Origin of the sequence: Spirosoma utsteinense (genome assembly GCF_014282275.1) — a bacterium.
Lineage (GTDB): Bacteria > Bacteroidota > Bacteroidia > Cytophagales > Spirosomataceae > Spirosoma > Spirosoma utsteinense.
In genome coordinates this window covers 1-21,225 of record NZ_VFIA01000061.1, presented here as the reverse complement: position 1 = coordinate 21,225, position 21,225 = coordinate 1, and the positions used below count along the sequence as shown (strand labels likewise).

Here is a 21,225-nt window from a genome sequence, read left to right as displayed (position 1 = left end):
AAAAGGACGTATTTTGGGGTTGGCAAGGAAAGGGAGTCATGGATTTTTGTAGTCTAGTTAACCACAAAACTACGGACTCTTAATCCTTGCTTATTTCATGAGAAAGCCCTGGACCTGAATCTGAGCATAGAGCGAAACCTCTGCGGCCCTGTAGGGAAGCCTACTTTGTTTACTTCAGGCAAAATAACCAGATCTTAGAATCTTACCACACCACAAACCTAAAGGCCCGTGCCGTAGTAAGCTGTCCGACTCAGGCCTAGTATGGAACAGAGGGTTTCGACCGTAAACGTATCAGCCAGCGCATGAATGAGTTCATAGTGTAACCTCAGGTCTGTCGGCTGGAAATGCTCAACGGGGTCGCCCGGCGGGCTTTTTTTAAGACCTCGCGCTCCGTTTCTAATTGCCGTACTCGATCCTTGAGTTGCTGGTTTTCCCGTAACAGTTCACTTGGCTCACCACTTGCTTTTTTCACCCCTTTGTTCTGATTTTTCCTGCGGTAGGTTAGGTTCTCTGAAACGCCCAGGGCCTTGGAAATATAGGCGGCTGTCTGGCCACTGACCAACATTTTAACAACTTCGTTTTTGAACAGGGCTGCTTGAGCAGTCGGCATCATACTTACGCCGGGTTTGGGTTCTGCTTGGTTGCTGTATGGTCTTGCGAAGTTAAGCAAGTCCAGTGTGCCGATTAATTAGACCATCTCACTCAAGGGGGGCGGATACAGGGTGATAAAACCACCTGCCTTTTCAGAAATAGATAAGAGAATGTTGCCGTTAAACTAGATATTTAGTTTAGATTTGACATGCCTTGTTACCTCACTTAATCTGGAGCTAAAATGAAAACATTACAGACTGCTTTCATGCTCGTTTTTAGTTTAACCATCTGTATGGCCCAGTCTAAAGAAGCATTGCTTCCGAAATTGGATCTAACGGGGGTGCTTACGGTGCACATTAAGTCAGTGCCCCAAGCCCAAACTCTTCCCGTAAAGTTGGCTACCCCTCATAGCTTCCCCCAGAATGATGCAAATCATGTTCGAGACTCCATAACCGTTGACCGAAACGAAATTTATCTAAATAGCCCATCCAGAACTGTGAGTCAATCTTTCCTCACGATTGCCGATTCCACCTATCAGATCGTTGGGGCGCCTGGTGATACAATTAATCTCTTCATCTTAGCTAAACGCGGTGAGAACCCTAATCAGCCATTTATCGCCTTCGCGGGCAAAAACAAAGAAATTCAACAGTATTATCAGGCTAAAACCCAAGCGCTGAATGACCCCGTGCAGGCTTGCATGAACGAGGGAATGCGGGCTGCCAATCTCGTTCCTTTTAAGAAAATGATGGATGAAACCTACCAGAAACAGGATCAGTTCTGGATGGATTATCAGAAGAAGCATACGCTACCCGATTGGTTCAAAACGTACGAAACAAATGCACTAAATTATACTGACGCCTGGCTCAGGGTGTATATGATTTGGTACCAGATCGACTATCAAAAGAAAAAACAGGTGATTCCTGCTTCCTATTACGAGTTTAAACGTCGAATCAAGGTGAAGAACCTGACGGCGTTGTACCACTATGACTATCTGCGATTTTTGCGGGAACAACTCTTCTGGCAGATGCGTCAGGAAAAACAAGCGCTTTCACGGCAAAGTCAGCTGGATTACGCCAAACAGGAATTGGGCCAAAACGCAGGCTCTTTTTTTGAGATCTGGGAACTGAGCAGCTCGATAGACAATCCGAACCGGGTTGAGACAGACTTTAAAAAACAGTTTCCTGCTCAATACCAATACTTGGTCGATTATATCAAACAACGCGTTAGCAGCAATGTGAAGCTACTACGGTCCGGTGACAAGGCACCTCAATTTGCTTTGGTCGATGCGAATGATTCGCTCATTACACTCAATCAGTACAAAGGTCAGGTGGTTTACCTAAGTTTCTGGTTCACGACTTGTGGGGCATGCATTAAGGAAATGCCTTGTGAAAACAAACTGGTTGAGCAGTTCAAAGGCAAACCAGTCAAAATCGTCAGTATCTGCACACCTACGCCGGGAAGAGCGGACGAACAACAATCGCTTAAGTGGAAAGACAGTTGGAAAGCAGCATCGAAACGATTTGGTTTAAAAACCACTGATCTGTACGCTAACCCAGCCTGGGCCAAAACGTTGAGTGAGAAATATAGCGTGAGTACATACCCTCATTATGTGCTGATCGGTGCTGACGGAAAGATTATCGAAAACTTCGCTGACCGTCCCAGCCAGGGCATAGCGGCAAAAATTGAAAAAGCGATAGCAGCGATTAAGGAATAATGGTTGGGGTTTGATCCAGATGAGCATTCATGCGGTATGAGGCACCCGCATCAGCCGCCACTTTTGTGGGGATCGACTGTGAGACGGGGCGGTACGAATGGCCTTAGTCAAGGTCAATCCGGTTTAGACCTTAAGAAGGGTGCACCAGTAGCACTACCTTGAGAATCTGGATCTAACTAGTTGAAGAAACTGATCTATTTTTTAATAACCAGCCTGCAAACAGTCAGATATAGTACCGATGATAGATGCCTGCTGGAAATGTTATTTTACCAATTCTGTAAGATCACTACTGGTCAATGAAACAAGCGTTTATTTCCAGAAATAAGTTGTATTTATCTATGTGGTGACACGTATACCATATTTTTGGTAATGATCCTGTTTTAAAACTCATTTTCCCAAACTACCCTATTTCTAAAGTTGTATGAAATCAATTTTTGCGCTTGTGGTCTGGCTGTTGTCGCCGATTGCTACGCTTGCCCAAATTATCAAGCCAATCACGTGGACTTTTTCAGCCGCTAAATCAACCGTTAAGGTGGGTGAAGTAATTCGTCTTAACCTCACTGCCACTATAAAAAGTGGTTATCATATTTACTCATCCGTATCGAATCCTAAAATTGAAGGCCCACTACCAACCGCCTTTTCATTCCATGCAAACAAAACCTACGAGCTGATTGGTCAGGTGAAGCCAGTAAGTCAGGTTAAAACGAAGTACGAGGAAGTTTTCGAGGGAGATACCTACCTAATGCACGGAATGGCCAGGTTTGTGCAAATGATTCGTATATTGGCTCCTCAACCGCAAATTAGTGGTATGGTCAGTTATCAGGTTTGCACTGATGATGATGGGGAGTGTATTTCTGGCGAGGAGGATTTCGTCATTAGGGGATTGAGCGTATTAGCCGCAAGTGCGCCTGCAGTAGTTAGACCACCGGTCAAGCACTAAGTGGTTATAGCTTTCTACGGCAAACTTACCGTATTATGACCTGTAAACGTTCGCTTCATGACAGACACACCAAAAGGCTTTTTTCGCCTTATGATTAGGATTATATAATCTGATGTGGCTATTCGTCAAATTGTACGTCGCCAGCCAAAAGTGGACAGATGCGGCCGGGCTACCGGAGCAGTGAAAAGAGAAGAGATAGTTTTAAGAACTTTGTAGACGCTGAAAAATATGACAACAGCGGTGGGTTGCTCTTCCGTCGCCTAAGGCATATTTAACTGCTTATTGACCCGTGAATTAGTCCGTAAAGTGGCTTTAGCCTAACTACGTTTCAAAGTAGCTATTGCTTTGGAATAGCTGATTCAAACTTTACAGACTTACTCACAGACCAATAAATACAAATCTCAGAATATTATTTCAACAAAGAGCAATGTGTCTACCTTATACTGAATAATGATCGTTTCAGAATCAGATCCTGCTTAACAAAACCTATAAGTTACTTGAAATTTTCCCACTTCGAAACATTGTTGTTCTCTTTGTGGAAACTTTAGGTAAATATTATTTCAATTAGGAAAGACCTAACCCACTTTTTTAGTAAATTAATTGGCATTAGTAGTTACAATTTGATTGCTTCTGCCAGCTTGTTAGGTGGATTATTAATGATTGGGTATTTGTAACAAAGCCATAACGCTGATTAAAGCCTTGTTACAAATCTTAAACGGATGTTCCTGCTTGGTGGCAGATTCAAAGATAGTTTGGTAGTAGCAACCCTATAAGTGCACAGCACTACCTTTTTTATAAGAATGCAAATAACAAAGCCCGGCGCTGTTAACGCCGGGCTCTCATTTCCCACTCCACAAAAGCTCTGTAGCGACCACGCCTAAGCGACGAAATGTCTAATGCTGCCTGTACTAATGACTTGATTCGTCGTTAAATCCTTAATAACTACACCTGTGTAGGCAACCCCGCTATAAACGCCATTGAACGAACTTGTATAGCTGCCGCCTGATTTCAAGTTGAAGGTAATCTTGCCCGTGTAAGCAATGTTGACCAAGCTACCTTGTTGTACCAGAGCCGCTAAGTTGACGGACTGTCCTACTTCAAGTGTACCACTGTCGCCAATAACAAACTCAGTGATGATTGTTTGTGAGCTGGATTGGGTAGTCGATTGGCTGATTCTCCAGGTGAATGTAGTAGCAACTTCTGCAATTTCCGGTATGCCCGCACTCACCGTTACACTCTGGCTTAGTTCGAGTTCTTTGGTGATTGACCAACTCTGCTGATTTTCCTTACGGAGCGTTTTATTCGGCGTAAGGCCAATCGCCATCTCCCTGACTAACTCGGTCTTTCAGGGTAACAGATTTCAATTCTGTCAGTTCTTCTATCTGTTCCATAGACTTAATTTTTGTTTTGACAAAGTTCAAGTCTACTTATTGTCCACTACATCACTTTAAAGACATTAAATACAAGTTTTTGGACATAGAGAGAATATTTATAAAGAGTGATACTATAGACACTAGATATGATTAATTGTCTTAAACTCTTTCAGGATGGGTCACTATTATAGGTCCGTGCATTAGTCCGTAAAGTAACTTCACCTCCATGTTGTTACAAGGGTTGGCTAATACACACTCTATCCCGCTTTATTTTACAGACTTGCTCACGGATCAATAAGTCTGGTTGTGGGGGTAGCTGGCTAACGAATGAGAAAAGTAAATGGGCGCTTTTTGGTTGACCTACCCAGCGGGGTACCGGGCAAGCCATACCGTATCGGTTGGAATTAATGACTACTTTCACCCTTCAATATTATTTAACAATAACACGTCTAATGAAAGAGAAAGCAATTCGGTTTTTCACCCCCGATGAAAACACCAACACCAAATTACCCAAAGCCGCTACCAAATCCGCTAAATTAACCGGCTACATTTCCGGGGCGGGCAAACTGGTATTCCCGGCTAAAACGCTGGACCAGCTGGAATTGGAAGCCGACACGGTGCAGTTTCGGATTGGCACCCAAACGGGCAAACGCAGCCTCAAGTCACTCTACCTGGTACCGACTAACGACGAGCAGGCGGATACCTTTTCCTTGCAGAAAGCCGCCAAAAGTTACACGCTGGCCCTAGGCGTGATCCTAGAGAAGGGCGGTGTAGACTACCGCCATACCAAGTACACGTTTACCATCGAGCCGTTTGATTATGAAGCGGGCGTAGTGGGCTATGAACTACGGCTGGCCGGCGCGTCTCCCGCCGAGAAACCGGCCTACACCGGTAAGCCTCGGGGCCGCAAACCTAAACACGCTTAAGTGGCTAATGCTAAAAACGCCTGAGTTGTCGACGGCTTGACTACCGAATGGGTGGTTAAGCCGTCGGCGTCATTGTGGCCTGACCATTTATTCAATGAACTCACCCCTGACCCGATTGAGGTCAGGTAAATCCCAACAAACAAAGACCATGGAAGGCGTATCGGATCATCTCCCCCTGGACCCTGCTGAACCGTCGCCGGCACAGCTGCGGTTTGACCAGGCCAATGATTTTCTAACCATTTGTGATCGGGTGTCAACAGGCTACGACAGCGGCTACTATTGGGAAGATGTACAACGAGCCCTACGCATTGCGGCGGGTTTGGAACAATGGCCGGACTAAGCAGGCAGTTCAATAGGACCTTAAGTAACTACATTTTGTTGTTTGCTCATTATAACATTATCACAACGCCCATCGTGAACATGTTATAAACCCCCACTTTTGCCTACGTTTGTCCGTGGAACACCTCAACCCATATAGTAACATGGCAAAAGGGATCAAAAGTAACCAATGAATTTTATGGAGTCACATACCGGTCAACTACTTTTTTCCTTATGAAATATGTCCCCTATTATCGTGTCTCCACCGCTGGCCAGGGCAAGAGCGGCCTGGGGCTGGCCGCCCAACAGGAGATCGTCAAACGATTCCTCAAAGCCGACGACGAAGTCCTGACCGAGTTCATCGAAGTTGAGTCCGGCAAGCGCGCCGACCGACCCCAACTGGCCGCGGCCATGGCCCTGGCTAAACAACACAAAGCACGCCTGTTGATCGCCAAGCTCGATCGGCTCAGTCGTAACGTATCGTTTATCTTCTCCTTGCGCAACGCCGAAGTCGACTTCGTGGCCTGTGATATCCCCGATGCCAATACGCTCACCGTGGGCATCATGGCCGTGCTGGCTCAGCACGAGCGCGAACTTATCGGGCAACGCACCCGGGCGGCCCTGGCGGCCAAGAAGGCGCAGGGGTATAAACTGGGCATGCCTAATATTACCCCGGCCGTTACCCAACGGGGTCTGGAAGTACGTCAGCACAATGCCCGAACTAATCAGGCCAATCGCCAGGCGGCAGAACTGATCCGTTTATACCGACTGGAAGGGCTGACCTACCAGGCTATCGCCCAGCAGCTGAACCGGATGGGCTACCGTACCCGGCGGGGCAAGGAATTCTTCGCTACCAGCGTGCAGCGACTCGACCCGAGTACACCAACGAAGGCATGGGGCGAAACCGATGTTATACGTACTGACCTGGCTTAAATTGCATTTTTTTGATAAACACCCAAATAAGGATTTGACTGACGAGGAGGCATAAAGTTGCACAATACCCGGAATCAGTGCTTACCTAAGGCTTCTTTGCCATAACGCCGAACCAAATCCAGTAAGGGACAAAAAACAGTCGATAACATCGAACACGCGTCGCGGCTGTCCGTGGAAAAAGACCGGTAAATTAGGGGCTATTTTCGTCAGGAAGCCTATCAACGGGAAAAGGCGTTGACCAATCGGTAGGCGGCTTTGCTAATCAACCCATGAGTCACTGTTTTACGCCTGTAAGACAGCGACTCATGGGTTGATTAGTAAAGTGTATTACTTTACATGGTAGGGAGTATGAAACAGAATAGCCAGTAACTTTGTGGAGAAAAACTGCTGATACAAAGCTACTTAATCTGCTTTCCATGTTTATATCAGTACGACTTTTACGTTTTTGGCTCTTGCTCTCCGCTATTTCTATAATGGCTTTAGTGAGCAGTTGCCGAAAGAAAGCCGATCCTCTGCCGGCTAACACGTTGGCGGTCCTCGATCCGGTGCAATTGATCCGAAACCAGGACGTAGCCGCCACGTCCGTCATTCTGACTTCCCGGATGCTTTCATCGGGGAATGAATCCATCGTTACGATTGGCCAACTTTGCTCAACCACCAATCGGCAACCAACCCTTGATGATCAGGACGCCCACTGGGCCAGAGAGGTCCGAGTGGGAACACTGCCCTTTCGATTTACCACCGGTGTCACCGGGCTCCAGCCAGCCACTCATTACTACAATACATCAGGTTGGTACAAATTAACGCAGGCCGTTAATGTCAACTCAATTACGAAGGCGAAATAGACCCTTCTAACTGCCGTTCTCATAGACTTTATTTAAACTCGAAGTTATACGTCAGACTTGGGATGGGGGCGGCAAAGATGGCCAGCCGGTAGGGGTTGGTGGCCTGCCCTTCGGTCCGGTAAAAGATCGAGTAGGCGTTCTTACGACCGTACAGGTTGTAAACCGTAAACGTCCAGTGGCCCTGCCAGCGCCGGGCCTTCAGGCTGGCGTTATAGATGTTCCAGGCAAAATCGAGCCGGTGGTAGGCGGGCAGCCGGTACTGATTGCGCTCGTTGTAATATGGATACGTGCGCCCCTGGTAACGGACGAAGCCCTCCGGCGCGGTGTAGGGCCGCCCGGTGCTGTAGGCGAAGTTAAACGAGAAGCTGTGGTGGCGGGTCTGGTTGATGTTCAGACTAATATTGACGCTGTGGGGTCGGTCGTAATTGGCTCGGTACCACGCGCCCCCGTTGATGCGCTGCCGGAAGTCGGCTCCTTCATCGACCTGATTCAGTGTGCGGGCGTAGGTGTAGTTGACCCAGCCCGTCAGCTCGCCTTTTTTGCGGGCCAGCATCACCTCCAGCCCGTAGGCCCGGCTGCGGCCCGACAGCAACTGGGTCTCGGGATAAGGTTGCAACAGGAAATCAGCCCCCGGTTTATAGTCGAGCACCTGCTGCGTCCGACGCCAGTACACCTCCGCCGACACCTCGAAAATATTGTTGGCACTGTTGCGAAAATAGCCTGCCGACAGCAGTTCGCTAACCTGAGGCCGGATGTGGGCATCGGCGGTTTTCCAGCGCGAGGTGGGCAGGGGGGTGGTCGTATTGGTGATGACCTGCAAATACTGCCGCATGAGGTTGTAGCCCACTTTGATTGACGCCTTCGCACCCAGGGCGTAGCGCAGGCCGATGCGGGGTTCCAGCCCGCCGTACTGTGCCGTTACCTGTCCGGCTCCGTAGCGCACCGAATCCACCACCGTCGTGACGTCCGTGGCTTCGCCGATTGCATATTGGCGAACTACCGAGGGTCCCAGATTGAGAAAGTGCGAATAACGCAGCCCCGCCGAGAGAGCCAGCCGGTCCGACAAACTCCATTCGTCTTCGGCGTAAAGGGCCAGTTCGAGGGCGTTTTCGGGCGGGGTGCTCTGGTAGTTGACGGCTTCGCTGCTGCCGGGCAGCAACTCGCCGGGGTTAAGCTGGTAATGCGTGGCACTGGCCCCGATTTCGATCTTCTGATTGGCCAACTGGTAGTTCAGGTTCGACTTCAGTTGCCGTTGTAACAGCGACTGTTTCAGCACGACTTTATTATTTGTGCTGTCCTCGATGGATAGGATCTTGGGTATGTAGCGGGCCACGAGGGCGGTCGTCTGGAGGTTCAGAGCCGGGGTGAAGGCGTGAAACCAGCGCACCATGCCATTGGCCATTTCCTGCTGGTACTGCGTATTAGTGGCGTTGATGTTGGACAAACTCCCCAGCAGGTTGGTCTGGAACAGATCGGCGCTGTAGTAGCCCATTGCCGTCACCGTGTTACGGTCGTTGATGCGCCAGAAGAGCTTGGCTGTACCGTCGCCGAACTTGGCCCGGATGTTGTCTAGGCGCGGGGACACCAGCCGCAGCAGGAAGTCGTTGACCGCGGCACGGCCCGATACCAATAGGCCCAGCTTCCCTTTTACGATGGGCGTTTCAAGGGTCAGGCGGTTAGCCACAAAGCTGATACCACCGCTCAGCTGCGTCTGCTCCAGACCCGGGTTTTTCAGGCTGATATCAAGCACCGACGCGGCCCGTCCCCCGAAGCGGGCGGGGACGTTGCCCTTGTAGAGGTCCAGCCCGCTGACGGCATCGGGCGGAAACACCGAAAACAGCCCGAACATGTGTGTGGGGTTAAAAATGGGGGTGTCGTCCAATAGAATTAGGTTTTGATCGGTGGTGCCGCCCCGGATATTAACCCCGTTGGCCGCTTCGCCCACGCTGGTTACGCCGGGGAGCATTTGCAGGCTCCGCAGAATATCGGTTTCGCCCAGCGCAGCGGGCATCCGTTTGAGGGCTGCAATGTTAATCTGGCTCACGCCCAGTAGCGGCTGGCGCACGTTGCGGTCATAGCCTTTGCTGGTCACGACCACCTCCTCCAACTGAGACGACACGCTCGGCAGTTGCACGTTGAGCTGGGTATTGCCCCGCACCCGGACCGTTTGCCGGTAGGGTACGTAGCCGACGTGCCGCACCACCACCACGTGGGGGCCCGACCGGATGGTGATCGAGTACTCTCCCTCGGCGTTGGTGTAGGTTCCGGTGGTGGATTTCTCATAGTCGAGCACAACAGCGGCCCGGTTGAGTGGCTGGTTGGTGGCCGAATCCCGCACGACGCCGGAGAGCGTGTAAGTGAGCTGAGCGAAGACACCAGTTGGAAGTAGGACAACCAATAGAGCGAGGGGTAAAAGTCGATTCATGGCAGGAGTTGAGTTGGTGAGCACCGTGGCGCAAAACCGATGAAGCATGAGATTATGGGCATAGCATAGTTGTAAAAACAGGCAAGTCCGTGTTTCCCTATCGACTCAATGAAAAAAGGTTGTCACAACTGAAAAATTTTATTTTTCCACCAAACAAGCTAAGTACAAACGATCACTTGTCCATACCCTCATTGCGGCATTTGTTCATGAAATAATTATACATGTTAATTTTTTAGTTAAATTATGCTTTACTAAGATACTTGTAATAGTCTATTTATTCTTTTTAATTTTATGAAAACTAAACACCGTTCTTTATGAAACTCTATTCCGCTTCCTTCACCGCTGTAGTGATGACCCTGATATGGGTATCGCTCAATCTACCCGATCCGGGTAACAACGTGAACCTGACTAGTCAGGTAAACAACGTCTTAGTAAGCAAAGCAAAACCGATGGGAGCTTCTTGGAGCGGCACCCGACCGGCAAATTCTGGCTACTACAACTATGGAACCTACCCTGTTGATGCAAGTGGGATCCCCGATGGTGGTAGCATAGTTGTAAACTACTCGGCACACGATGTGCCAAATCGGTTCTATCTGGACAACAACTGCGGATTAACTGGTAGTCCTCAGCCTTGGGCGGTTTCAAACCCTTCCGCTTACAACGGCTACGTCGGTTCTGCCAGTTATGGTGGACCTTGGGGTATGTCAATAAGTACTTACTCAGGCGGTCAACTTAGTGTTCAGAAAAGAGGAGGGTGTAATTCGTGGACGCTGAGAGTTGAGACGTCGACAAGCAGTATCAGCGATTACTGGACTGCATCCTATTAACTAGAGACCAATAAGGGGTAGATCAACAGGTACGCGATACCTGTTGATCTACCCCTTATTGGTTGTAATATCATGTAGTATTTAGTGTATGTATCCGGAATCAAGGCTGATCGCATTTTCCGGAAATAACCCATCCTCTAACTTGCTCCTTGCTCCTTGACTATGAATTTGCTCAGATTACTCTTTGTCTTTGTTCTTATCATCATCCTGATGTTACGTTGCGTCGACCCAATTAACCAGACGCTTCAGGGCCGACTTGACCTCATCGTGATTGATGGCACCCTCACCAATCTCAACGAGCCACAAGTTATTTATCTCAACCGGTCTAAATCGGATTCACTGACGGGACGTTTTGGTACGTCACCCTTAACCGGGGCCGCTGTAGAAATTTTTATAGATTCTTCGAAAGTGGTAACCTTAAATGAAACTAAACCTGGTCGGTATCAGGCACCGAATAGCTTTTCAGGTCGGGTAGGCCATAGCTACCAATTGCGGTTTACGTTAAAAAATGGTCAGCGTTACGAGTCTACCCCGGAGGTGATGCCCGCTGTGCCCACCATTTCCAGACTGAGCAATACGTTTAACCCGACCAGTTTGCCCGCACAACGCTACGATGGGCAGGTCAACCTGAACCGGGCCGCTAACGACTTTTTTGTGGACTGGCTAGACCCAGCCGAACAACGCAATTATTACCGCTGGGACTGGAAACTCTGGGAAAAGCAAGAATGGTGTCACACCTGCCAACAGGGTTTCTACATGATTAATAGCCCAATCAATAATACCCTTTACGAATCTTGTTTCCCCGATGACGGGCGCAACGGCTATTATGTGCATGACTACGTTTGTCGAACAGCGTGTTGGGAAATCATTCATAATTTCGAAATCAATGTGTTTGATGACCAGCTCAGTGATGGCGGTCTGATTCAGAAGCGGAAAGTAGCACAGATCCCCTACTATCAGGATCGAGGGTGCTTAGTGGAAATCCGGCAGTCATCGCTGACCGCTCAGGCATACCGATTCTACAAACTGGCCCAGGACCAAACCCAAAACAACGGGGGTGTAGCCGATTCGCCCCCGACGGCTTTGCTGGGCAACGTGTTTAATGTAGTTAACAATAAGGAACGATTAGTTGGTTATTTTGCGGCTTCGGCGGTTGCGCCCCTGCGCTACTGGTTAGATCGAAAGCAGAACACGGGCGGCTCTCCTGGGCTCTTTATGGGACTCACAGGACTAAAACCCTCCCCCGAGGGTCTAAACGTGGACCCCAATGACGGGAAGCCCAAGCCTTCTGTAACGTTTCGCCCCTTGCCTACGGCGGTTTGCGTGGAGAGTGATACCCGCACCCCGAATAAGCCTGAAGGATGGCAAGATTAAGCCATTGTTTAGTTTTAAGGACCAGCACAAACACAATGAGCCATGCATATGAGTTGTGCTATATTGTCCTTGCTGTCATTCGCCTTTACGGTCAATGCCCAAACTAAAGCTGATTTTATTATTCGGGGATTGATTGCGGATTCGGCCACTTGCCAACCCCTACTTCAGGCTACTGTTTTGCTCAGGTCAGTAACTGACTCAGCACGGGCGGGTTTTCAATTAGCCGATGCGCAGGGGCGATTTACCTTCCCCAACATTCCTCAGGGCCGCTACCAGCTAACCGTTAGCTACGTAGGTTACGCGCCCTTCCAACGCCCGGTGCTTGTTTCCGGGACGAGCCAGACGCTCGACTTAGGAACGCTGGCCCTGCGGCGCCAAACCGTACGGTTGCGGGAGGTAAACGTACAGCGTCGTGCGCCAATCACGATTCGCAACGACACGCTGGAGTTCGACGCCGGGGCGTTTGCCACCCAACCCAACGCATTAGTCGAGGACCTGCTGCGCAAACTACCGGGAGTCGACGTAACCGGTGATGGCTCCGTGCGGGCGCAGGGGCGGGTTGTGCAACAGGTGTTTGTGGACGGTAAGCCGTTTTTCGGTAACGATCCCAAGATGGCCACCCGCAACCTGCCCGCCCATCTGATCGACAAAATTCAGGTGTTCGACAACCGCTCCGACCAGTCGGCATTTTCGGGCGTGGACGACGGCGGGCGCGTCCGAACTATCAACATCGTCACCAAACCCGAAGGTCGCCGGGGGCAGTTTGGCCAGCAGGCCCTCGGTTACGGCACCGCTGGCCGCTACCAAGCGGGCGGGGGCATCAACCGATTCCGGCAGCAAAGCCAGTTTTCGCTGTTGGGGCAGGCCAACAACATCAATCAGACTGGCTATAGTCTGCCCGCCTACACCAGCCGAACCAGAGGCGGAACGAACGATGCGACCGGTCAATCCGATGGCATTACCCGCTCAACCGGGGCCGGACTCAACTACGCCGACCGCTGGGGAAAGCGAACCCGGATTACCGCCAGCTACGTAGCCACCGACGCCACCACCCTGACCGGGCAACGTAGTCTCCGGCAGACGCTGCTGCCGGGCACATCGTCCCAACCCACAGTGGACACCACCCGGCTTGCCCTCCTCAGCGACACGGACAGCCGCAGCACGACCCGCGCCGTCAATCACAGTATAAACATCCGACTCGATTACCAGCTCGATTCGATGAATCTGATTCGTTTCAGTTCCGGTTTCTCCGGGTACACGACCAGCAACGCATCCCAGCTAACCACCGAAACCCGCATCAGCAACCGGCAACCCCTGAACCAAAGCCTGAGCGAGACGGTAGCCGCCGGAACCAATCGGACCATCAACAACACGCTGCTCTGGATGCACCGGTTCTACCGACCCGGCCGGACGCTTTCTCTCAGCCTGAACACAGCCCTAAACCGGTTAGTCAGCGACGGCAGCAACCGGGCGCAGAATGCTTATTATAGACCGCAGCCGGGTCAGGACAGTCTGCCCCCAATCCGCATCGATCAGCGGAACGCCCAGCATACCCGCTCCACCACGAACGAATTGAGCCTGTACTACACCGAACCGTTGACAGATCAGCAAACCATCGAGTTCCGGTACAATCTGGCTACTAATCAGGGTACTTCGGAGCGCGTGGTTTCGGATGTGAACGAAGCCACCGGTATCAGCCAGCCGAATGCCCGGCTAAGCAGTCAATTTCAAAGCACGTTTATCACCAACCGGCTGGGTTCGGGCTGGCAGGTACGCAGGCCACGCTATAGCTACACGCTGGGCGTCGACATTCAGCAGGCTACGTTGCACTCTGCCTACCAGACGGGTACGAGTCCGCTAAACCGGCAGTATGTAAACCTGCTGCCCAACCTTGTTTTTCGTCCGCAGTTGGCCCAAAATCAGTATTTACAAGTTCAGTACCAGACCCGCACCACGGCCCCCTCGGTTACGCAGCTTCAGCCGGTCGCCGACGTAACGAACCCGCTGTTTATTCAGGCGGGCAATCCGGCCCTGCGGCCTGAGTTCACCCACTCACTGTCACTCAGCTACAATGGCTTTCAAACCAAGACGTACCGGACCGTATTTGCCCTGCTGACCGTTGGGCTGACCAACCACCGTATCGTCCCGGCAACTACTCTCGATGTCTCCGGAATACAGGTCACCCGGCCCGTCAACGCCAGTGGGTACACAACGGCCAACGGCACCGTGTCGATTGGGAGACCGCTTGCCGTTGGTTCGCTCAAAGGCACCCTCAACCTGACGACGAACGTAATCCTGATCCGGGGGGTGAGTTTTATCAATACACAGACCAATCGTTCCCTCGCGCTGATGGCCGGGCAAAGCGTCAGCGTCAATACAACTGTAGCCAGTACCATCGAGGTCGGTTTATCGGGAACGGTGAATCATCAACGGGCTTTGTACTCATTGCAACGCCAAGCCGACAACCAGTCCTGGACGACCCTGATCAGCAGCCAGCTTTACTGCCCGCTCCCATTAGGCTTTAGGTTGGCTACCGACCTAACCTACGTGGCAACCACGGGTCGATCAGCCGGTTATAATCAGCCATATGCCCGTTGGAACGGCTATGTAAGCCGGGCGTTTCTCACCGGGCAGCAGGGTGAGTTGCGGCTTCAGGTATTCGATTTGCTGAATCAAAACCGCAGCCTGGCACGGACCGTCACGGATACGTACGTCGAGGACAGGCAGACTCAGGTGCTGAAGCGGTATTTTCTGCTTAGTTTTATTTATAACCTCTGGCAGTTTGGCAAAACGTCCTGAACTCACCATGCCATCTGCACCACATCGACTTCACATGCTGCATTTCTTGACAAAATTCCTGCTGATTTGCTCAACAATCAGTCTTTCAGCCTGCGTCGACCCGTTCGACCAAACCCTACGCGGCACTGTAGACATTGTGGTGGTCGATGGCACGATCACCAACCTCGCCGAACCCCAGCTCATCCGGCTCAACCGCTCCCGCGCCGACCCGGTAACCGGGCGGTTTGGGACTATACCCATCACGAAAGCCAACGTTGAAGTAGTAATCGATTCGACTCAGATTATTGCAGCGCCCGAAACCATAGATGGTACATACCGACTACCGGGTAACTTCCGGGGGCAGGTGGGCCATGCCTATCAACTCCGTTTTACCCTGAGCGATGGCAGCCGGTATGAGTCCACTCAACAGATTATGCCCGCCCTGGTAGCCATTGGCCGCGTGTACCAGCGATTTAACCCCGCCAGCCTGCCCGCTCAGCGGTCTGATGGCAGACCCAGCCTGATTCGGGGGGCCAGCGATGTGTATGTCGACTGGCAGGACCCGGCTACCGAGCGCAACTACTACCGCTGGGAGTGGACGCTGTGGGAAAAACAGGACTGGTGCCGCTCCTGTGGATTTAGCTATTACCTAATCTGGAACCCCGGCAACACTAATCAGTTGTACGAAGATTGCTACACTCCCCCAAACACAGGAGGGAGCACGCTTGGCGCAAGTCAGGCGTATTTCGTTAATGATTACCCCTGTCGAACGCGCTGCTGGGAGATCCTGTACAGCTACGAGTTGAATCTGTTCAATGATGAACTCAGCAACGGAGGTCGGCTGACCGGACGGCGGGTGGCGCAGATTCCCTATTACCAGGATACGGGCTGTTTGGTGGAGGTCCGGCAGTCGTCTCTGACGCAAAAAGCCCACGCTTACTTCGAGTTGTTACAGCAACAGACCCAGAACACGGGCGGATTAGCCGATTCGCCCCCGGCGATTCCCATTGGTAACGTTCGGAATGTGGCTGACGGGCGGGAGACGACGGTAGGCTTTTTCACCGCATCGGCGGTGGCTGCGGAGCGGTACTGGCTGGATCGCCGGGACGCCACGGGTCAGCCACCGGGTTTGTTTCGGGGTATGACTGGTTTATATCCTTCTGCGGAGAATCTCTTAGTCGATCCAAATGATGATCGGGGCAAGCCATCCCCTCCCGCTTCCATTGGCGTACGAAATTTTCAGGTGCGCCCGCCCACCGCCGTCTGCGTATCCAGCGACCGCCGCACCCCGGTCAAACCCGAAGGCTGGCGGGATTGATTCACCTGACGCTGCCGGGTGCTGCTGTCCCGTATTTCGTGGTTCTTACAGCCATATTTTGCGCAGGTTCATCCAATTAACAGGCGACAACCGGATAAATAGCCGTATTTTGTCCCGCCAATCCGTTTCATCCGACTGTTAATGCCTAACCGTCTGTCAACAATCATCAGGAAGCTGCTATTCGCCATCAGTCTCATGGGGCTGCCGTTCAGCCTGAGCACCTGCGTGAACGAGTTCGACCCGAAGCTAAGCCCCAACCCCTTTCCAGCTATGTGACGTCACAGCCCTAACAAGTGGAAGCGTATAGTTAAGGAAGCGTTTTCGTGAACGAAATCGGAGAATTCTAAAATTGCACTTATTGACGACTCAGTTAGTAGCGTCACGATAAAAATCGAAATAAATAAAATAGTACATTTCTAATAGGATTCAATAGTCAAGTCGCGCTGTGCTAAACAGTGGGTAGGTTCGCTGAAACCGGTGATCCGCTGCGGGATGATCTGTGGACCATTGTGCCGGGCTTTAGTTTCCGTCCTTCGCCCACAACCGTAATTCGGGGTAACTACCGCTACCATTGGCAGACCGATATGCTGGGTGATCCGCCTGCCCGCGCTGCCGGGTTTCAGTTTGGCTTTTCAACGTACTTCTAAGCGATTGGGGGCTATAACCTGCGCGTCATAGCCCCCAATTTTGATATCCTCCCTGTCCCTCAACGTATCTGCTATGTATCTGCCTAAACCCCGTTACCATGAAACTGCTGTGCTGTCTGGTGCTGGCCCTAACAATTGTTCAGGGCCAGCACCGCCCGGTGAGCCTACGGGTGGGCCGAGGTCGCACCAACACTGGTGCGATCAGCCCACCCGTAGGCTTCGCTGGCTGGATCAGATGATTTAAAACGCCCGGTCCTGGTCCTCTTACCAGTACGGCTGGTAGTGTCCTGAACCCCTAAAAGTGAGCCAGTAAAAGGTAGAGCAAAAAAACTAACTTTCACTGGTAATTGAAAAGGGAAATGAAAGCAGGACGATTCTCAGAATCGCAGATCGTGGCGATTCTCAAACAACAGGACGGCGGCCAAACTATCGCTCAAATTACTCGTGAGCATGGTATCAGCGAAGCTACCTTTTACAACTGGAAGACCAAATACGGGGGGATGCAGGTTTCGGAAGTCAAGCGCCTGAAAGACTTGGAAGAAGAAAACCGCAGACTTAAGAAAATGTATGCCGACCTGAGTTTGCAAAATGACATCTTCAAAGAGGCTCTCCAAAAAAAGTGGTAGGGCCTGTCGAGCGCAGAGCGTTGGCGAAATGGATGGTTTCCGAAAAGAAACTAAGTCAGCGCAAAGCTTGTCGTTGGACAGGCCTTAGCCGTAACGCGATGGCGGATCCGGTGGTCATTAAAGAAAAAGATCAGGGTCTGCAAGACCGCATTAAACAGGTAGCGAAGCGTTATAAGCACTGGGGTTTATTGAAGATTCACCGTAAGCTACGTAAGCAGGGTGAGACAGCTAACCACAAGAGGGTCAGACGATTGTGCCGGTTAGCTGGCCTGAATCTACCGCGCAAAGTCAAGAAACGGTTGCCTGAAGCGGTTCGCCAGCCGTTGCCCAAAGTGATGGCCTGTAACGGTTGCTGGTCGTTAGATTTCACGTCCGACAGTTTGACCGACGGCCGTAAGTTCCGCACCTTAAACGTGCTTGATGACTATAATCGGGAAGCCCTGGGCATTGAAGTCGACTATTCTCTGCCCGCTCAACGAGTGACCCGGCTACTGGATCGGTTAGTGGAATGCTATGGTAAGCCTGAGCGGTTACGGAGTGATAATGGACCAGAGTTTATTAGCCAAACTTTGCAGGATTGGTGTGCGGATAAGAGGGTTATATTGCACCGAATCGAGCCGGGGAAGCCCACTCAGAATGCGTACATTGAACGGTTTAACGGCACGTTCCGACGAGAAGTGCTCAATGCTAACACGTTCAGTAATCTGGCGCAGGTGCGCCGAGCGGTGGATGCCTGGCTGGTAGAGTACAATACGGAGCGGCCCCATCAGGCATTGAAGTTTCTGACACCAGTCGAATACCAACAGGTGACGTCCCCCCAGAAAAGCGTTCCAGTAGAAAGTAGAGAAAATCGGACGATTTGGATTAACTTAAATCAAACAAATCGTCATGAAGAAAACGAAGTTCACCGAAGCGCAAATCGTCTTTGCTCTCAAACAATCCGATACTGGAGTAGCCGTAGCCGAAGTATGTCGCAAAATGGGCATTAGCGAGGCTACCTATTACAATTGGAAGAAGAAGTATGTCGGATTGGGTGTTGCCGAACTGCACCGATTACGCCAGTTGGAAGAAGAAAACCGTCAGTTGAAACAGCTAGTGGCCGATCTGAGCCTGGACAAACAAATGCTTCAGGATGTGCTCAAAAAAAAGCTTTAAGGCCAGTTCAGCGAAGAAAACTGGCCTCAAGTTTAATGGAAAACTACCGAGTTTCGGCCCGTCGTGCCTGCTCTGTTATTCAGTTCCGTCGATCCTCCTTGCAGTATAAGTCTCGTCGTCGAGATGACTCCGTGATCCGGAAACGAATCAAAGAAATTGCCCAGGTAAGAGTTCGGTACGGTTATCAGCGGATTTATGTGCTATTGCGCCGAGAAGGCTGGCGTGACAACCACAAAAGGGTGTATAGGGGAGAGCATAAAAAAGCCTGGGGTCAATCCGGTTAAGCAGCCATCCCCATTGCCGCGAAAGATTGCGCTCGAAACTGGGGATACTGCTTCTTAAACTCACCTTCCCACTCCTCATTTAAGACTTTCGTCCGCACTACCAGCATCTGATGGGCTCCCGCTTTACTCCATTGCATTTGCTGTTTTTTGGTAAACCGCTTGGCCACTACATAATTGACCGTTGACTCCACAAAGCCGGTCGAGATTGCTTCCCCGTACCGATAGCGTTCACTATAATCAACGATTAGATGCATGTTTTGCCGAATGTAGCTCTCCAACTCACTAAGATACCGAATAAGTGGTTTGATCTTCTCGTATTTGGTAGGAGCTTCCTGACGGTGTAGATCGGCGTCACAGTCCAGATCATTAATCACTTCCAGACCTTTGATCGTGTTTCCGTGCCAGAGGTGCCATTTGGCACTTTCCAACCGTTTTTGCATTTGTTCCCCTTCCGCGTCAACTTTAGTCAACCCCTGTAAATACTGTTGGAGGACTGTAAAACGCATTGTTAGGTGGAACCAGTCCAGAATATGCTGAGCGTTTGGGGTCAGGTAGTTTTGTAACTGCCGTAGATTGGCCGCACCATCCGACAGAAAAACAACTCGTTGACTGCTACTAAATCCTTGTTGGCTCAAAACGTCTAAGACACGCTCTTTGGCCTTCTGATCATACCCTTGCATGAAGCCAAAACATTTGGCACACTGCTCTGTTGGAACCGATTTACCAACTATTACTTCAAAACAGGTCTTCTTCTGTGTCCAATCTCGTAAATAGCCCCCATCCACCCCCATAACGAGTGATCCTTCGGCTTGAGTTACTGCACTTTGGCTAACCAAAAGGCCTGTTGCGTTGGTTAAGGGGGCGACGCTTAATTGACTATCGACTTGACGAGCAACCTGTCCCAAATGATTTCGAATAGTAACGGCATTGAGTTTTTGATCAACAGGTAACACGTCTTTGAGCAACGCAACCGTTTGGGAATAAGATAGCGAGGCCGCCCATTTGGTCTCCAGATAGAGCATTTCAGGCGTAGTTCGCTGGGTGAACAATGACCGTAATGGGCTTACTGTTTGAGGCTTACCTGATGATGGGATGACCGTGAACCGGGGACTTCTCAGCCGTATAATACCAAATAGGGTTCGCAGCGTTAGGGTCTGATAATCTTTTAAAACCCGACTGGCAGGTAAGTTAGGTAACGCCTGGGCCAGAAAATAATTGGCCTGTTGTTGGACGATTTGAGCTTGCAGTGCCTCCAGTAGCTGTTTTGATTCAGGGAGCGACAAACCGATGTTAGCCACGTCCTGGCACTCTTTATCGAACGTCAAGACAGACTCGGTTTGAAGCGATTTACCGCAAGCTTCAACGGTCAATGAGATAGTGAACTTCATGGCAGTCAGGGTTTAAGTAGTACGTACTCATTGACTTTTCGAACCGTATTAATGGATACATCACACAATTTAGCCGTTTTTCGCACACTCAACCCAGCTCGCAGATTCCGCACTACCGAGGCATATTTTTTCAGAAAAGCCGCTTTCCCCTCCGTTGTTCCGTCGGGGCGGCCGATTTTCTTGCCTTGCCGTCGAGCTTCGTCCATGCCCGACAGAATGCGTTCGCGCAGTGTCTCTCGTTCTAAACGAGCGAACTCAGCCAGTAAAGTAAACAGGAACTGGGCCACCGGATTACGCTTGCCATTCCTGAGGGTCTCAATACCAAAATTTTGAACGTAAATGCTCACCCCAAGCTGAGTTAGTTCGTCTACAACCTGCAAGACTTCAACCGTAGAGCGACCTAACCGGGAGACTTCGCAAACCAATACTTTTTGAATCGCTCTGGTGCGACTTAGTCGTAGTAACTCCTGAATCCCATCCCGCTCCTGATTCGTACGGGCACCGCTGATCTTTTCCGAAATCTCCGCTACTACCTGCACCGCCTGGCTTAGTGCCAGCGATCGTAAATCTTCCAGCTGGCGCTGGTAGTCCTGTTCCTTTTTAGATACCCGAACAAAGATGACGGCCTGTTGCATACCCTAAAGCTAGCCATCCTGTATCAACTAAACCATCTGGTTAATCTGATACAGTTATGGCTCATCGGAATCGCCTTCTAATTCATCGTAACAGCCTTGGGCCTCCCAAAAACCGGAGCTACCCTTAA

At 50.7% G+C, this 21,225-nt stretch carries 20 protein-coding genes and 1 pseudogene; 16 read left to right on the top strand and 5 right to left on the bottom strand.

Annotated features, from left to right (window positions below):
* Positions 1-325 precede the first annotated feature (325 nt).
* A complete protein-coding gene (locus tag FH603_RS25775) occupies positions 326-613 on the bottom strand; it encodes a hypothetical protein (RefSeq protein WP_186741747.1) in 288 nt (95 codons plus the stop codon).
* 219 nt (positions 614-832) lie between these two features.
* Here FH603_RS25775 and FH603_RS25770 point away from each other — a divergent pair, with 219 nt between their 5' ends.
* Positions 833-2,305 (top strand): TlpA family protein disulfide reductase, encoded by a 1,473-nt coding sequence (locus FH603_RS25770; protein WP_186741745.1) that lies wholly within the window; start codon positions 833-835, stop codon positions 2,303-2,305.
* Between the two features lie 421 nt (positions 2,306-2,726).
* Entirely contained in the window at positions 2,727-3,245 is a 519-nt protein-coding gene (locus FH603_RS25765) for a protein-disulfide reductase DsbD domain-containing protein (RefSeq protein WP_186741743.1), read from the top strand.
* An 877-nt stretch (positions 3,246-4,122) separates the two neighbouring features.
* On the opposite strand, the gene FH603_RS25760 is transcribed toward FH603_RS25765, so the two are convergent.
* Entirely contained in the window at positions 4,123-4,569 is a 447-nt protein-coding gene (locus FH603_RS25760; protein WP_186741741.1) for a hypothetical protein, read from the bottom strand.
* A gap of 501 nt (positions 4,570-5,070) precedes the next feature.
* On the opposite strand from FH603_RS25760, the gene FH603_RS25755 reads away from it, so the two are divergent.
* The 4 genes from FH603_RS25755 to FH603_RS25740 all read left to right on the top strand — a co-directional run bounded on the left by FH603_RS25755 (position 5,071) and on the right by FH603_RS25740 (position 7,640).
* Positions 5,071-5,544 (top strand): hypothetical protein, encoded by a 474-nt coding sequence (locus FH603_RS25755; RefSeq protein WP_186741739.1) that lies wholly within the window; start codon positions 5,071-5,073, stop codon positions 5,542-5,544.
* A 94-nt stretch (positions 5,545-5,638) separates the two neighbouring features.
* Positions 5,639-5,884: a hypothetical protein gene (locus FH603_RS25750; protein ID WP_235985610.1), complete on the top strand. Its 246-nt coding sequence runs from the start codon at positions 5,639-5,641 to the stop codon at positions 5,882-5,884.
* 212 nt (positions 5,885-6,096) lie between these two features.
* The gene (locus tag FH603_RS25745) at positions 6,097-6,795 is read left to right on the top strand and encodes a recombinase family protein (protein ID WP_186741737.1); all 699 of its coding nucleotides are present in this window, start codon (positions 6,097-6,099) and stop codon (positions 6,793-6,795) included.
* A gap of 473 nt (positions 6,796-7,268) precedes the next feature.
* Positions 7,269-7,640, top strand: coding sequence for a hypothetical protein (locus tag FH603_RS25740; protein WP_186741735.1), 372 nt, complete (start codon positions 7,269-7,271; stop codon positions 7,638-7,640).
* Positions 7,641-7,668: 28 nt separating this feature from the next.
* Here the strand turns inward: FH603_RS25740 and FH603_RS25735 are convergent, their stop codons facing one another.
* Entirely contained in the window at positions 7,669-10,065 is a 2,397-nt protein-coding gene (locus FH603_RS25735) for a TonB-dependent receptor (protein ID WP_186741733.1), read from the bottom strand.
* A gap of 314 nt (positions 10,066-10,379) precedes the next feature.
* On the opposite strand from FH603_RS25735, the gene FH603_RS25730 reads away from it, so the two are divergent.
* From FH603_RS25730 to FH603_RS28780, 10 genes and pseudogenes are all read left to right on the top strand, one after another.
* Positions 10,380-10,892 (top strand): hypothetical protein, encoded by a 513-nt coding sequence (locus FH603_RS25730; protein WP_186741731.1) that lies wholly within the window; start codon positions 10,380-10,382, stop codon positions 10,890-10,892.
* A gap of 162 nt (positions 10,893-11,054) precedes the next feature.
* Positions 11,055-12,266, top strand: coding sequence for a DUF4249 domain-containing protein (locus FH603_RS25725; RefSeq protein ID WP_186741729.1), 1,212 nt, complete (start codon positions 11,055-11,057; stop codon positions 12,264-12,266).
* A gap of 48 nt (positions 12,267-12,314) precedes the next feature.
* Entirely contained in the window at positions 12,315-15,065 is a 2,751-nt protein-coding gene (locus FH603_RS25720) for an outer membrane beta-barrel protein (RefSeq protein ID WP_186741727.1), read from the top strand.
* A 34-nt stretch (positions 15,066-15,099) separates the two neighbouring features.
* Positions 15,100-16,362 (top strand): DUF4249 domain-containing protein, encoded by a 1,263-nt coding sequence (locus FH603_RS25715; RefSeq protein WP_186741725.1) that lies wholly within the window; start codon positions 15,100-15,102, stop codon positions 16,360-16,362.
* 141 nt (positions 16,363-16,503) lie between these two features.
* Positions 16,504-16,638: a hypothetical protein gene (locus FH603_RS29030; RefSeq protein WP_262891314.1), complete on the top strand. Its 135-nt coding sequence runs from the start codon at positions 16,504-16,506 to the stop codon at positions 16,636-16,638.
* Between the two features lie 179 nt (positions 16,639-16,817).
* Entirely contained in the window at positions 16,818-17,009 is a 192-nt protein-coding gene (locus tag FH603_RS25710) for a hypothetical protein (protein WP_186741723.1), read from the top strand.
* A 98-nt stretch (positions 17,010-17,107) separates the two neighbouring features.
* On the top strand, positions 17,108-17,248 hold the full coding sequence (locus FH603_RS25705) for a hypothetical protein (protein WP_186741721.1): 141 nt from the start codon (positions 17,108-17,110) through the stop codon (positions 17,246-17,248).
* Between the two features lie 120 nt (positions 17,249-17,368).
* On the top strand, positions 17,369-17,635 hold the full coding sequence (locus FH603_RS29350) for a transposase (RefSeq protein WP_394366415.1): 267 nt from the start codon (positions 17,369-17,371) through the stop codon (positions 17,633-17,635).
* A gap of 32 nt (positions 17,636-17,667) precedes the next feature.
* Complete coding sequence (locus tag FH603_RS25700; protein WP_394366414.1) at positions 17,668-18,624, top strand: IS3 family transposase; 957 nt, start codon at positions 17,668-17,670, stop codon at positions 18,622-18,624.
* Positions 18,524-19,038, top strand: a pseudogene (locus FH603_RS28780) (transposase); the annotation flags it as partial. The gene FH603_RS25700 and the pseudogene FH603_RS28780, both read left to right, overlap by 101 nt.
* Before the next feature lie 32 nt (positions 19,039-19,070).
* Here the strand turns inward: FH603_RS28780 and FH603_RS25685 are convergent.
* Complete coding sequence (locus FH603_RS25685) at positions 19,071-20,462, bottom strand: ISKra4 family transposase (protein ID WP_186741707.1); 1,392 nt, start codon at positions 20,460-20,462, stop codon at positions 19,071-19,073.
* A gap of 5 nt (positions 20,463-20,467) precedes the next feature.
* Positions 20,468-21,097: a recombinase family protein gene (locus FH603_RS25680; RefSeq protein WP_186741705.1), complete on the bottom strand. Its 630-nt coding sequence runs from the start codon at positions 21,095-21,097 to the stop codon at positions 20,468-20,470.
* Positions 21,098-21,225: the final 128 nt, after the last annotated feature.

Bases quoted from the DNA above. Each gene is read 5' to 3' on its own strand.
- FH603_RS25775 (WP_186741747.1), bottom strand. From the start codon at position 613: ATGATGCCGACTGCTCAAGCAGCCCTGTTCAAAAACGAAGTTGTTAAA.
- FH603_RS25770 (WP_186741745.1), top strand. From the start codon at position 833: ATGAAAACATTACAGACTGCTTTCATGCTCGTTTTTAGTTTAACCATC.
- FH603_RS25765 (WP_186741743.1), top strand. From the start codon at position 2,727: ATGAAATCAATTTTTGCGCTTGTGGTCTGGCTGTTGTCGCCGATTGCT.
- FH603_RS25760 (WP_186741741.1), bottom strand. From the start codon at position 4,569: ATGGCGATTGGCCTTACGCCGAATAAAACGCTCCGTAAGGAAAATCAG.
- FH603_RS25755 (WP_186741739.1), top strand. From the start codon at position 5,071: ATGAAAGAGAAAGCAATTCGGTTTTTCACCCCCGATGAAAACACCAAC.
- FH603_RS25750 (WP_235985610.1), top strand. From the start codon at position 5,639: ATGAACTCACCCCTGACCCGATTGAGGTCAGGTAAATCCCAACAAACA.
- FH603_RS25745 (WP_186741737.1), top strand. From the start codon at position 6,097: ATGAAATATGTCCCCTATTATCGTGTCTCCACCGCTGGCCAGGGCAAG.
- FH603_RS25740 (WP_186741735.1), top strand. From the start codon at position 7,269: ATGGCTTTAGTGAGCAGTTGCCGAAAGAAAGCCGATCCTCTGCCGGCT.
- FH603_RS25735 (WP_186741733.1), bottom strand. From the start codon at position 10,065: ATGAATCGACTTTTACCCCTCGCTCTATTGGTTGTCCTACTTCCAACT.
- FH603_RS25730 (WP_186741731.1), top strand. From the start codon at position 10,380: ATGAAACTCTATTCCGCTTCCTTCACCGCTGTAGTGATGACCCTGATA.
- FH603_RS25725 (WP_186741729.1), top strand. From the start codon at position 11,055: ATGAATTTGCTCAGATTACTCTTTGTCTTTGTTCTTATCATCATCCTG.
- FH603_RS25720 (WP_186741727.1), top strand. From the start codon at position 12,315: ATGAGTTGTGCTATATTGTCCTTGCTGTCATTCGCCTTTACGGTCAAT.
- FH603_RS25715 (WP_186741725.1), top strand. From the start codon at position 15,100: ATGCTGCATTTCTTGACAAAATTCCTGCTGATTTGCTCAACAATCAGT.
- FH603_RS29030 (WP_262891314.1), top strand. From the start codon at position 16,504: ATGCCTAACCGTCTGTCAACAATCATCAGGAAGCTGCTATTCGCCATC.
- FH603_RS25705 (WP_186741721.1), top strand. From the start codon at position 17,108: ATGAAACTGCTGTGCTGTCTGGTGCTGGCCCTAACAATTGTTCAGGGC.
- FH603_RS29350 (WP_394366415.1), top strand. From the start codon at position 17,369: ATGAAAGCAGGACGATTCTCAGAATCGCAGATCGTGGCGATTCTCAAA.
- FH603_RS25700 (WP_394366414.1), top strand. From the start codon at position 17,668: ATGGTTTCCGAAAAGAAACTAAGTCAGCGCAAAGCTTGTCGTTGGACA.
- FH603_RS25685 (WP_186741707.1), bottom strand. From the start codon at position 20,462: ATGAAGTTCACTATCTCATTGACCGTTGAAGCTTGCGGTAAATCGCTT.
- FH603_RS25680 (WP_186741705.1), bottom strand. From the start codon at position 21,097: ATGCAACAGGCCGTCATCTTTGTTCGGGTATCTAAAAAGGAACAGGAC.